Annotated in this window: 10 protein-coding genes; all 10 read left to right on the plus strand. The window is 65.9% G+C overall.

Features of this window, described 5'->3' with window-relative positions; all coding sequences use genetic code 11:
• The first annotated feature begins 13 nt into the window (after nucleotides 1-13).
• The 10 genes from J7024_RS20830 (at nucleotide 14) to J7024_RS20875 (ending at nucleotide 11,994) form a co-directional block, all read left to right on the plus strand.
• Nucleotides 14-640 carry an SAM-dependent methyltransferase gene (locus J7024_RS20830; RefSeq protein WP_124829004.1) on the plus strand — a complete coding sequence of 209 codons (627 nt, stop codon included), beginning with the start codon at nucleotides 14-16 and terminating at the stop codon, nucleotides 638-640.
• Between the two features lie 95 nt (nucleotides 641-735).
• Nucleotides 736-1,077: an FmdB family zinc ribbon protein gene (locus J7024_RS20835; protein ID WP_175858569.1), complete on the plus strand. Its 342-nt coding sequence runs from the start codon at nucleotides 736-738 to the stop codon at nucleotides 1,075-1,077.
• 61 nt (nucleotides 1,078-1,138) lie between these two features.
• Nucleotides 1,139-1,789, plus strand: a complete 651-nt coding sequence (locus tag J7024_RS20840; RefSeq protein ID WP_175751297.1) for a DUF502 domain-containing protein — start codon at nucleotides 1,139-1,141, stop codon at nucleotides 1,787-1,789.
• 67 nt (nucleotides 1,790-1,856) lie between these two features.
• On the plus strand, nucleotides 1,857-3,659 hold the full coding sequence (aspS, locus tag J7024_RS20845) for an aspartate--tRNA ligase (RefSeq protein WP_085042373.1): 1,803 nt from the start codon (nucleotides 1,857-1,859) through the stop codon (nucleotides 3,657-3,659).
• A 156-nt stretch (nucleotides 3,660-3,815) separates the two neighbouring features.
• A complete protein-coding gene (nudB, locus tag J7024_RS20850; protein ID WP_124828998.1) occupies nucleotides 3,816-4,310 on the plus strand; it encodes a dihydroneopterin triphosphate diphosphatase in 495 nt (164 codons plus the stop codon).
• Complete coding sequence (gene clsB, locus J7024_RS20855) at nucleotides 4,307-5,581, plus strand: cardiolipin synthase ClsB (protein ID WP_124828997.1); 1,275 nt, start codon at nucleotides 4,307-4,309, stop codon at nucleotides 5,579-5,581. The genes nudB and clsB overlap by 4 nt, the downstream gene beginning before the upstream one ends.
• 200 nt (nucleotides 5,582-5,781) lie before the next feature.
• The gene (locus tag J7024_RS20860; protein WP_011885991.1) at nucleotides 5,782-6,381 is read left to right on the plus strand and encodes a TetR/AcrR family transcriptional regulator; all 600 of its coding nucleotides are present in this window, start codon (nucleotides 5,782-5,784) and stop codon (nucleotides 6,379-6,381) included.
• A gap of 56 nt (nucleotides 6,382-6,437) precedes the next feature.
• Nucleotides 6,438-8,225, plus strand: coding sequence for an acyl-CoA dehydrogenase C-terminal domain-containing protein (locus J7024_RS20865; RefSeq protein ID WP_175761542.1), 1,788 nt, complete (start codon nucleotides 6,438-6,440; stop codon nucleotides 8,223-8,225).
• A gap of 111 nt (nucleotides 8,226-8,336) precedes the next feature.
• Nucleotides 8,337-10,772 carry a 3-hydroxyacyl-CoA dehydrogenase/enoyl-CoA hydratase family protein gene (locus J7024_RS20870; protein ID WP_124828993.1) on the plus strand — a complete coding sequence of 812 codons (2,436 nt, stop codon included), beginning with the start codon at nucleotides 8,337-8,339 and terminating at the stop codon, nucleotides 10,770-10,772.
• A 22-nt stretch (nucleotides 10,773-10,794) separates the two neighbouring features.
• Nucleotides 10,795-11,994 (plus strand): acetyl-CoA C-acyltransferase, encoded by a 1,200-nt coding sequence (locus J7024_RS20875; RefSeq protein ID WP_124828991.1) that lies wholly within the window; start codon nucleotides 10,795-10,797, stop codon nucleotides 11,992-11,994.
• Nucleotides 11,995-12,051 lie beyond the last annotated feature (57 nt).

Genomic DNA, 12,051 nt, shown 5'->3' on the forward strand with positions numbered 1-12,051 from the left:
AAGGAGCCGCGCGATGCCCGAACCGAAACAACCTTCAGCGCCCGGCGTGGCCGATTTCGCGACGCGCGACCCCGGCAACGCGTCGTTCTGGGACGAGCGTTTCGCGCGCGGCGTGACGCCGTGGGAATTCGGCGGCGTGCCGGACGGATTTCGCGCGTTCGCGCAGCGGCGCGAGCCGTGCGCGGTGCTGATTCCGGGCTGCGGCAGCGCGCAGGAGGCCGGCTGGCTCGCGCAGGCCGGCTGGCCCGTGCGCGCGATCGATTTCGCCGCGCAGGCGGTGGCGGCCGCGAAGGCGCAACTCGGCGCGCATGCGGACGTCGTCGAGCAGGCCGATTTCTTCGCATACCGGCCGCCGTTCGGCGTGCAGTGGGTGTACGAGCGCGCGTTCCTGTGCGCGCTGCCGCCGAGCCTGCGCGCGGACTATGCGGCGCGGATGGCCGAACTCTTGCCCGCCGGCGGATTGCTGGCCGGCTATTTCTTCGTGATGGCGAAACCAAAGGGGCCGCCGTTCGGAATCGAGCGTGCCGAACTCGATGCGTTGCTCGCGCCGCACTTCGAACAGATCGAGGATCTGCCCGTGACCGATTCGCTGGCCGTGTTCGAAGGGCACGAGCGCTGGCTCACGTGGCGCCGTCGCTGATCCCCGTGCGTCGCGCCCGTTGCCGGAGCGCGCCGGGGTTTCGGCTATAATTCAAGGTTTTGCAAGCCGTTTCCAGTTTCTGCGGGAAAAATATCATGCCGATCTACGCCTATCGATGCGAAGCGTGCGGTTTCGCGAAGGATGTACTCCAGAAGATGAGCGACGCGCCGCTGTCGCAGTGCCCGGAATGCGGGAAGGATGCTTTTCGCAAGCAGGTCACCGCCGCCGGCTTCCAGCTGAAGGGTTCCGGCTGGTATGTCACCGATTTCCGCGGCGGCTCGGGCGGCACCAGCGCGCCGGCCACGGCGTCGAGCGACGGTGCTGCAGCGCCGGCCGACGCAGCGCCCGCGGCCGCCGCGCCGGCCGCCGCGAGTTCCGAAAGTACGACGACGAGCGCTGCGCCGGCCCCGGCCGTGGCGCCCGCCGCCGGCAGTTGACAGTCGCGGCCCGGTCGGGCCGCGCCCACACCGCGCCGCCGGCGCGGTTCATTGACGGCAGATGATGAAAAAGACGACCCTGAAATCGGTGTTTCTGACCGGCCTGCTGGTTCTCGTCCCGCTCGCGATCACGCTGTGGGTGCTCGGCCTCATCATCGGCACGATGGACCAGACGCTGCTCCTGTTGCCCGAATCGTGGCAGCCCGAGCGCGTGCTCGGGTTCCACCTGCCGGGGATCGGCGCGGTGCTGACGCTCGCGTTCATCTTCGTGGTCGGGCTGGCCACGCAGAACTTCATCGGCCAGAAGCTCGTCACGTGGTGGAACGCGGTCGTGCGTCACATCCCGGTCGTCGGGCCGATCTACACGAGCGTCAAGCAGGTGTCGGACACGCTGCTGTCGAGCAGCGGCAACGCGTTCCGCAAGGCGCTGCTGATCGAATACCCGCGTCGCGGCTCGTATACGATCGCGTTTCTGACCGGCGCGCCCGGCGGCGACGTGGTCAACCATCTGACGGAAGAGTACGTGAGCGTGTACGTGCCCACGACGCCGAACCCGACGTCGGGCTTCTTCCTGATGTTGCCCAAGAGCGAAGTCATCGAACTCGACATGTCGGTCGATGCCGCGCTCAAGTACATCGTCTCGATGGGCGTCGTGGCGCCTCCGGCGCCGACTCCGGCGCCCGCCCGCCGTCCCGTCGAGCCGCCGCTGTAAGTAAAGAATCATCGCCCGGGCCGCGCGTTGCGGCGCCCGTTGATCAAACCGAACGAAAGCAAACATCATGTCGATGCGTACTGAATACTGCGGTCTCGTGACCGAACACCTGCTGGGCCAAACCGTGTCGCTGTGCGGCTGGGTGCAGCGCCGCCGCGATCACGGCGGTGTGATCTTCATCGACCTGCGCGATCGTGAAGGCCTCGTGCAGGTGGTGTGCGACCCGGATCGCGCGGAAATGTTCGCGACCGCCGAAGGCGTGCGCAACGAGTTCTGCGTGCAGATCAAGGGCCTCGTGCGCAACCGTCCGGAAGGCACGGTCAACGCCGGCCTGAAGAGCGGCAAGATCGAAGTGCTGTGCCACGAACTGAACGTGCTGAACGCGTCGGTCACGCCGCCGTTCCAGCTCGACGACGACAACCTGTCGGAAACGACGCGCCTCACGCACCGCGTGCTCGACCTGCGCCGTCCGCAGATGCAGCACAACCTGCGCCTGCGCTACCGTGTCGCGATCGAAGCGCGCAAGTACCTCGACGAGCAGGGCTTCATCGACATCGAAACGCCGATGCTGACGAAGAGCACGCCGGAGGGCGCGCGCGACTACCTCGTGCCGTCGCGCGTGAACGCGGGTCAGTTCTTCGCGCTGCCGCAGTCGCCGCAGCTGTTCAAGCAGTTGCTGATGGTCGCGAACTTCGACCGTTACTACCAGATCACCAAGTGCTTCCGCGACGAAGACCTGCGCGCCGACCGTCAGCCGGAATTCACGCAGATCGACTGCGAAACGTCGTTCCTCGGCGAGCAGGAAATCCGTGACCTGTTCGAAGACATGATCCGTCACATCTTCAAGACGACGATCGACGTCGAGCTCGACGCGACATTCCCGGTGATGCCGTACTCGGAAGCGATGGCGCGTTTCGGTTCGGACAAGCCGGATCTGCGCGTGCAGCTCGAATTCACCGAGCTGACCGACGCGATGAAGGACGTCGACTTCAAGGTGTTCAGCACGCCGGCCAACGCGAAGGACGGCCGTGTCGCGGCGCTGCGCGTGCCGAAGGGCAGCGAGCTGTCGCGTGGCGACATCGACGGCTACACGGAATTCGTGCGCATCTACGGCGCGAAGGGCCTCGCATGGATCAAGGTCAACGAGAAGGCGAAGGGCCGCGACGGCCTGCAAAGCCCGATCGTCAAGAACCTGCACGACGCATCGATCGCGGCGATCCTCGAGCGCACCGGCGCTGAAGACGGCGACATCATCTTCTTCGCGGCCGACCGCGCGAAGGTCGTCAACGACAGCCTCGGCGCACTGCGCCTGAAGATCGGCCATTCGGAATTCGGTAAGGCGAACGGCCTCGTCCAGGCCGGCTGGAAGCCGCTGTGGGTCGTCGACTTCCCGATGTTCGAATACGACGACGAAGATGCGCGCTACGTCGCGGCACACCACCCGTTCACGAGCCCGAAGGACGAGCACCTCGAATACCTCGAGACCGATCCGGGCCGTTGCCTCGCGAAGGCCTACGACATGGTGCTGAACGGCTGGGAAATCGGCGGCGGCTCGGTCCGTATCCACCGCGAGGAAGTGCAGAGCAAGGTGTTCCGCGCGCTGAAGATCGGTGCGGAAGAGGCGCAACTGAAGTTCGGCTTCCTGCTGGACGCATTGCAGTACGGCGCGCCGCCGCACGGCGGTATCGCATTCGGTCTCGACCGCATCGTCACGATGATGGCCGGCGCCGATTCGATCCGCGACGTGATCGCGTTCCCGAAGACGCAGCGTGCGCAGGATCTGCTCACGCAGGCGCCGAGCCCGGTGGACGAGCGTCAGCTGCGCGAACTGCACATCCGTCTGCGTCAGCCGGAACAGCCGAAGGCGTAACGCTTGTCGCAACGCGTGCGCGCGGCGACGCGCGCACGACACCCAACGAAAAAGGCGCCGTGGTGCGCCTTTTTCGTTTTTTGCGGTACAGTCGCAGCACTTGCCGCACGTTCGGGCACGGGCCCGCCGCACGGCCCGGTGCCGCATGAAACCAAGATGACGAAGCCGCCGAAAATCCCCGAATCCGTTCTCGTCGTGATCTACACGCCCGAACTCGACGTGCTGGTGATCAAGCGTGCCGACCAGCCCGATTTCTGGCAATCGGTGACCGGATCGAAGGACGCGCTTGACGAGCCGCTCGCGCTTACCGCCGCACGCGAAGTGGCAGAGGAAACCGGCATCTCGGTCGGCACGCACGACGTGCCGGCCACCGCGCTGGTCGACTGGCACCACCGGATCGAATACGCCATCTACCCGCAATACCTGCATCGCTACGCGCCAGGCGTCACGCGCAACGTCGAGCACTGGTTCGGCCTGTGCGTGCCGGGCCGCGTCGACGTGACGCTGTCGCCGCGCGAGCACGTCGACCATGCGTGGCTGCCGTTCCGCGAGGCGGCCGCGCGCTGCTTCTCGCCATCGAACGCCGAAGCGATCCTGCAATTGCCCGTGCGCGTGGCGCTCGCCCACGCGCCGCACGGCTCGTCGGCATGAATGCGGAAACCCGCAAGCGCTTCGCGCAATTGCGGCAGATGTTCCTGCAGGAGCGCGGCTCCGCGTCGCGGCTCGCATTCACGGCCGGCAACACGGTGCGGCTGTGCGAGACCGGCAGCGAATTCTTCAGCGCGCTGATCGAGCGGATCGATGCGGCGAGCGAGCAGGTGATGCTCGAAACCTACATCTTCTGCGACGATGCGGCCGGCCGACCGGTGTCGGACGCGTTGATCCGCGCGGTGCAGCGCGGCGTGCGCGTGCGCGTGATCACCGACGGCGTCGGCACCGCGCGCCAGCCGCTGTTCGACACGTGGGCTGCGGCCGGAGTCGAGCACTGCATCTACAACCGTTACCTGTTCGGCCGCTTCGGCTTCTCGCGCACGCACCGCAAGCTCGCGGTGATCGACCGGACGGCCGCGTTCTGCGGCGGCATCAACATCGTCGACGACTTCACGCAGGGCAGCGCGACGTTGCCGTTCCCGCGCTGGGATTTCGCGGTCGAGATGGCGGGGCCGGCGGTGGCGGATGTGAGCGCCGCGTTCGAACTGCAGTGGCATCGGATCCAGTTCGGCCACAAGCCGTATGCGCAGTACGCGGCGGGGCTGCACGGCGGCGAAGCGTTTCCCGACATGTTTCGGCGCTGGATGCGCAGCCATCGGTGGGTCAAGGCCGGCGCGCTGCGGATCGTGACGGAGCCGAGCGTCGCGTTCGTCGCGCGCGACAACGTCGTGAACCGCCGCGCGATCGAGAAGGCCTATCTCGCGGCGATCGGCCAGGCGCGCCAACGGATCCTGCTCGCGAACCCGTACTTCATGCCGGGCCGCAAGCTGCGCCGTGCGCTGACGGGCGCGGCACGCCGCGGCGTCGACGTGCGCATCCTGATCGGACGCAAGGAATTCACGGCGCTCGATACGGCCGTGCCGTTCCTGTATCACTCGCTGTTGCGCGCCGGCGTGCGCGTGGCGGAATATGACAAGACGATCCTGCACGGCAAGGTGGCCGTGATCGACGACAATTGGGCGACGGTCGGCTCGTCGAATCTGGACGCGCTGAGCCTGATGCTGAACAATGAGGCCAATGTCGTGCTGGTGCGCTACGACAGGGTCACGAACGAACTGCGCGACGCGATCGCGGCCGCCTTCTCCGAAGGCCGCGAAATCGACGCCGCGCGGTATGCCGCACGGCCGCGTATCGAGCGTATCCTGAACTGGCTTGCGTACAACACGTACCGCATCGTGATGAAGGCGCTGACCGTCGGCGGTTACGACTGAAGCCGACTCAGCACTCGCTTCAAAATATCTGTCCGCACGTTCGTGCGGAAAAGCCGCTCCGGTCCCGCCGGAATCGCGCAAAATAGCGGCTCGGTTAGACACCGGTTTCTAATAATTTCCTTGTTTCGCGAGCGGTCGCACTCAATAATAGTACGGCCGTTCGATTTTATTTGAACCCCCGAACGGTTACAGAAATAGCTATGCGAAAAGGCGAACAGACGCGTGCCGCGATACTCGAAGCTGCTTTGGACCTCGCCAGCCGTGACGGGCTGGAGGGGCTGACGATCGGCCTGCTGGCCGAGCGCATGCAGATGAGCAAGAGCGGCGTGTTCGCGCACTTCGGATCGCGCGAAGACCTGCAGGTCGAGGTTGTCCGCGAGTATCACCATCGTTTCGAAAACGAGGTGTTCTTTCCGAGCCTGCGCGAGCCGCGCGGTCTGCCTCGTCTGCGGGCGATGCTGGCGCGATGGATCGAGAAGCGCATCCAGGAGGTGACGACTGGCTGCATCTACATCAGCGGCGCCGTCGAGTACGACGACCGGCCTGACAGCCCCGTACGCGAGCAGTTGATCGCGAGCGTGACCGCCTGGCGTGCCGCGTTGCTGCGCGCCATTTCGCAGGCGAAGGAAGAAGGCCATCTGCGTGCGGATTCCGATCCGGACCTGATGCTCTTCGAGTTGTACAGCTTCACGCTCGGCCTGCATCACGACGCACGATTCCTGCATTCGCCGGATGCCGTGCGCCTCACGTGGGCCGCGCTGGAAAAGACGATCGTTTCGTATCAGAGCGAGAGCCGTTAGCGGCGCGGAACCGCCCGCCAGGAGCTCGAGCCGTTTGCCCACCTTTGGAGAGAGTCATGGGACAGTACGCCGCGCCGCTGCGCGACATGCAATTCGTGTTGCACGAGCTTCTGAACGTCGAAGCCGAGGTCAAGCAAATGCCGCGGCATGCGGACCTCGACGCCGACACGATCAACCAGGTCCTGGAGGAAGCGGGCAAGTTCTGCTCCGAGGTGCTGTTTCCGCTGAACCAGGTCGGCGACCGCGAAGGCTGTACGTATGAAGGCGACGGCGTCGTGAAGACTCCGACCGGCTTCAAGGAAGCGTATCGGCAGTACGTCGAGGCCGGCTGGCCGGCGCTCGGCTGCGATCCGGACTACGGCGGCCAGGGCCTGCCCGCGTTCGTGAACAACGCGCTGTACGAAATGCTGAACTCCGCGAACCAGGCATGGACGATGTACCCGGGCCTGTCGCACGGCGCCTACGAATGCCTGCACGCGCACGGCGCGCCGGAACTGCAGCAGCAATACCTGCCGAAGCTCGTGTCGGGCGAATGGACGGGCACGATGTGCCTGACCGAGCCGCACTGCGGCACCGACCTCGGCATCCTGCGCACCAAGGCCGAACCGAACGGCGACGGCTCGTACTCGATCAGCGGCACGAAGATCTTCATTTCGAGCGGCGAGCACGACATGTCGAAGAACATCATCCACCTCGTGCTCGCGCGCCTGCCGGACGCGCCGCAAGGCACGAAGGGGATCTCGCTGTTCATCGTGCCGAAATTCATTCCGGACGCCGCGGGCGAGCCGGGCGAGCGCAACGGCATCAAGTGCGGCTCGATCGAACACAAGATGGGCATCCACGGCAACTCGACGTGCGTGATGAACCTCGACGGCGCGAAGGGCTGGATGGTCGGCGAGCCGAACAAGGGCTTGAACGCGATGTTCGTGATGATGAACGCCGCGCGCCTGGGCGTCGGCATGCAGGGCCTGGGCCTCACGGAAGTCGCCTACCAGAACTCGCTGACGTATGCGAAGGAACGTCTGCAGATGCGCTCGCTGACGGGCCCGAAGGCACCGGACAAGCCGGCCGATCCGATCATCGTGCACCCGGACGTGCGTCGCATGCTGCTCACGCAGAAGGCCTACGCGGAAGGCGCGCGCGCGTTCACGTACTGGTCCGCGCTGCAGATCGACAAGGAGCTGTCGCACGGCGACGAAGCGGTGCGCAAGGAAGCGGCCGACCTCGTCGCGCTGCTCACGCCGATCATCAAGGCGTTCCTGACCGACAACGCGTTCGAGTCGACCAACCACGCGATGCAGATCTACGGCGGCCACGGCTTCATCTCCGAGTGGGGCATGGAGCAATACGTGCGCGACGCGCGGATCAACATGATCTACGAGGGCACGAACTCGATTCAGTCGCTCGACCTGCTGGGCCGCAAGGTGCTCGGCGACATGGGCGCGAAGCTGAAGAAGTTCGGCAAGCTCGTCACCGAATTCGCGGAAGCCGAAGGCGTGAAGCCGGAGATGGCCGAGTTCATCAATCCGCTCGCCGACATCGGCGAGAAGGTGCAGAAGCTGACGATGGAAATCGGCATGAAGGCGATGCAGAACCCGGACGAAGTCGGCGCCGCCGCCGTGCCGTACCTGCGCACCGTCGGCCACCTGGTGTTCTCGTACTTCTGGGCACGCATGGCGCGTATCGCCCTCGACAACGAAGCGTCGGGCGACCCGTTCTACAAGTCGAAGCTCGCCACCGCCCGCTTCTACTTCGCGCGCCTCTTGCCCGAGACGGCCGCGACGATCCGCGCCGCGCGCGCCGGTTCGAAGACGCTGATGGAAGTCGACGAATCGCTGTTCTGACGCGAGTCCGGGCGGTGCGCCGTGCGCCGCCCGAACGCAACGGTTCCTGGTACTCACTTCGCCGTGCAGCCCTTACAACCCGCGCTGCACGACACTATCCGGAGACATCCCGTGAGCAATTTCCTGATTCGCAAGGTCGCCGTGCTGGGCGCTGGCGTGATGGGCGCGCAGATCGCCGCGCACCTCGTCAACGCGCGCGTGCCGGTGCTGCTGTTCGACCTGCCGGCCAAGGAAGGCCCGAAAAACGCGATCGCGCTGAAGGCGATCGAGAACCTGAAGAAGCTGTCGCCCGCGCCGTTCGGCGTGAAGGACGACGCGAAATACCTCGAAGCCGCGAACTACGAAGACGACATCGCCAAGCTCGCCGAGTGCGACGTCGTGATCGAAGCGATCGCCGAGCGGATGGACTGGAAGCACGACCTGTACAAGAAGGTCGCGCCGCACATTGCGCCGAACGCGATCTTCGCGACCAACACGTCGGGCCTGTCGATCACGAAGCTGTCCGAAGGTTTCTCGGACGAGCTGAAGTCGCGCTTCTGCGGCGTGCACTTCTTCAATCCGCCGCGCTACATGCACCTCGTCGAGCTGATCCCGACCGCGCATACGCGCCCGGAGATTCTTGACCAGCTCGAAACCTTCCTGACGAGCATCGTCGGCAAGGGCGTCGTGCGTGCGAAGGACACCCCGAACTTCATCGCGAACCGCGTCGGCATCTTCTCGATCCTCGCGGTGATCACCGAGGCCGCGAAGTTCGGCCTGCGCTTCGATGAAGTCGACGACCTGACGGGCAGCCGCCTCGGCCGCGCGAAGTCGGCGACGTTTCGCACCGCGGACGTGGTCGGTCTCGACACGATGGCGCACGTGATCAAGACGATGCAGGACAACCTCGCCGACGATCCGTTCTTCCCGGTCTACCAGACGCCTGCCGTGCTCGCCGAGCTGGTGAAGCAGGGCGCGCTCGGCCAGAAGACGGGCGGCGGTTTTTACAAGAAGGAAGGCAAGGCGATCAAGGTGCTCGACGCGAAGACGGGCAGCTACGTCGACGCGGGCGCGAAGGCCGACGAGACCGTCGGCCGCATCCTGAAGCGCCCGCCGGCGGAACGCCTGAAGCTGCTGCGCGAGACGGACCATCCGCACGCGCAGTTCCTGTGGTCGATCTTCCGCGACGTGTTCCACTACATCGGCGTGCATCTCGAATCGATCGCCGACAACGCGCGCGACGTCGATCTCGCCATCCGCTGGGGCTTCGGCTGGAACGAAGGCCCGTTCGAAGGCTGGCAGGCTGCCGGCTGGAAGCAGGTCGCCGAGTGGGTGCAGGAGGACATCGCGGCCGGCAAGGCGCTCGCGAACGTGCCGCTGCCGTCGTGGGTGCTCGAAGGCCCGGTTGCCGAGAAGGGCGGCGTGCATACGGCCGAAGGCTCGTGGGCGCCGGCATCGAAGCGCTTCGTGCCGCGCTCCGACCTGGCCGTCTACGACAAGCAGGTATTCCGCGCGCCGCTGATCGGCGAAGCGGGCGCCGATCCGAAGTCGTACGGCAAGACGCTGTTCGAAACCGACGCGGTGCGTGCATGGGTCGACGATCGCGCCGGCGAGGACGACGTCGTGATCGTGTCGTTCAAGTCGAAGATGAACACGATCGGACCGAGCGTGATCGACGGCCTCGTGCAGGCGATCGAACTCGCGGAGAAGGACTATAAGGGCGTCGTGATCTGGCAGCCGACGTCGCTGAAGCTCGGCACGCCGGGCGGCCCGTTCTCGGCCGGCGCGAACCTCGAAGAGGCGATGCCCGCGTTCATGATGGGCGGCGCGAAGGGCATCGAGCCGTTCGTGAAGAAATTCCAGGAAGGCATGCTGCGCGTGAAGTACGCGAACGTGCCGGTCGTCGCGGCCGTGTCGGGCATCGCGCTCGGCGGCGGGTGCGAGCTGATGCTGCACAGCGCGAAGCGCGTCGTGCACGTCGAGAGCTACGTCGGTCTCGTCGAAGTGGGCGTCGGCCTCGTGCCGGCGGGCGGCGGCCTGAAGGAAGCGGCGCTGCGCGCGGCGGATGCCGCAACGGCCGCGAACGCGACCACCGACATCCTGAAGTTCGTCACGAAGTCGTTCGAGAATGCGGCAATGGCGAAGGTGTCGTCGTCGGCGCACGATGCGCGTGCGATGGGCTACCTGAAGCCGTCCGACACGATCGTCTTCAACGTGTTCGAACTGCTCGACACCGCGAAGAAGGAAGCCCGTGCGCTGGCCGCCGTCGGCTACCGTGCGCCGCTGCGTGCGAAGGACGTGCCGGTGGCAGGCCGTTCGGCGATCGCGACGATCAAGGCATCGCTCGTCAACATGCGTGACGGCCGCTTCATCAGCGACCACGACTACCTGATCGCGAGCCGCATCGCGGAAGCCGTGTGCGGCGGCGATGTCGAAGCCGGCAGCCTCGTCGACGAGCAATGGCTGCTTGCGCTCGAGCGTCGCGCGTTCGTCGAGCTGCTCGGCACGCAGAAGACGCAGGAACGGATCATGGGCATGTTGCAGACCGGCAAGCCGGTGCGTAACTGAGCGAGCAGACAAGGAGTCTGAAATGAGCAAACAACTGCAAGATGCATACATCGTCGCCGCCAGCCGTACCCCGATCGGCAAGGCCCCGCGCGGTGTCTTCAAGAACACGCGCCCCGACGAGCTGCTGGTCCACGCGATCAAGTCGGCGGTCGCGCAGGTGCCGGGCTTCGACACGAAGCTGATCGAGGACGCGATCATCGGCTGCGCGATTCCGGAAGCCGAGCAGGGCCTGAACGTCGCGCGCATGGGCGCGCTGCTTGCGGGCCTGCCACAGACGGTCGGCGGCGTGACCGTCAACCGTTTCTGCGCGTCGGGCATCACCGCGCTCGCGATGGCGGCCGACCGCATCCGCGTCGGTGAATCAGACGCGATCTTCGCGGGCGGCTGCGAATCGATGAGCATGGTGCCGATGATGGGCAACAAGCCGTCGATGTCGCCGCACATCTTCGATCGCAGCGAAGACTTCGGCATTGCGTACGGAATGGGCCTGACCGCCGAGCGCGTCGCGGAGCAGTGGAAGGTGAGCCGCGAAGACCAGGACGCGTTCTCGGTCGAATCGCACCGCAAGGCGCTCGCCGCGCAGCAGGCCGGCGAGTTCGGCGACGAAATCGCGGCATACACGATCACCGAGCGTTTCCCGAACCTCGCGACTGGCGAAGTCGACGTGAAGACGCGCGAGATCGCGCTCGACGAAGGTCCGCGTGCGGATACGACGCTCGAAGGCCTCGCGAAGCTGCGCACGGTGTTCGCGAACAAGGGCTCGGTCACGGCCGGCAACAGCTCGCAGACGTCGGACGGCGCGGGCGCGCTGCTCGTCGTGTCGGAGAAGGTGCTCAAGGAATTCAACCTGACGCCGCTCGCGCGCTTCGTGAGCTTCGCGGTGCGCGGCGTGCCGCCGGAAATCATGGGCATCGGTCCGAAGGAAGCGATTCCGGCCGCGCTGAAGGCCGCGGGCCTGAAGCAGGACGACCTCGACTGGATCGAATTGAACGAAGCATTTGCCGCGCAGTCGCTGGCGGTGATCCGCGATCTCGGCCTCGATCCGTCGAAGGTCAACCCGGTTGGCGGCGCGATCGCGCTCGGCCACCCGCTCGGCGCGACCGGCGCGATCCGCGCGGCGACCGTCGTGCACGGCCTGCGTCGCCGCAACCTGAAGTACGGGATGGTCACGATGTGCGTCGGCACCGGCATGGGTGCGGCGGGCATCATCGAACGCCTGTAAGCGGAGCGGGACTGTAGCGATCACGGTGCGCGAGCCACGAGCTTGCGCACCGTTTTT

It is taken from the genome of Burkholderia sp. WTPI3, from assembly GCF_021483755.1.
Classification (GTDB): Bacteria; Pseudomonadota; Gammaproteobacteria; order Burkholderiales; family Burkholderiaceae; genus Burkholderia.

What these genes read in the sequence shown, in the direction of transcription:
- J7024_RS20875 (WP_124828991.1), top strand. Translation starts at nt 10,795, where the DNA reads ATGAGCAAACAACTGCAAGATGCATACATCGTCGCCGCCAGCCGTACC.
- clsB (WP_124828997.1), top strand. Translation starts at nt 4,307, where the DNA reads ATGAATGCGGAAACCCGCAAGCGCTTCGCGCAATTGCGGCAGATGTTC.
- aspS (WP_085042373.1), top strand. Translation starts at nt 1,857, where the DNA reads ATGTCGATGCGTACTGAATACTGCGGTCTCGTGACCGAACACCTGCTG.
- J7024_RS20835 (WP_175858569.1), top strand. Translation starts at nt 736, where the DNA reads ATGCCGATCTACGCCTATCGATGCGAAGCGTGCGGTTTCGCGAAGGAT.
- nudB (WP_124828998.1), top strand. Translation starts at nt 3,816, where the DNA reads ATGACGAAGCCGCCGAAAATCCCCGAATCCGTTCTCGTCGTGATCTAC.
- J7024_RS20860 (WP_011885991.1), top strand. Translation starts at nt 5,782, where the DNA reads ATGCGAAAAGGCGAACAGACGCGTGCCGCGATACTCGAAGCTGCTTTG.
- J7024_RS20865 (WP_175761542.1), top strand. Translation starts at nt 6,438, where the DNA reads ATGGGACAGTACGCCGCGCCGCTGCGCGACATGCAATTCGTGTTGCAC.
- J7024_RS20840 (WP_175751297.1), top strand. Translation starts at nt 1,139, where the DNA reads ATGATGAAAAAGACGACCCTGAAATCGGTGTTTCTGACCGGCCTGCTG.
- J7024_RS20830 (WP_124829004.1), top strand. Translation starts at nt 14, where the DNA reads ATGCCCGAACCGAAACAACCTTCAGCGCCCGGCGTGGCCGATTTCGCG.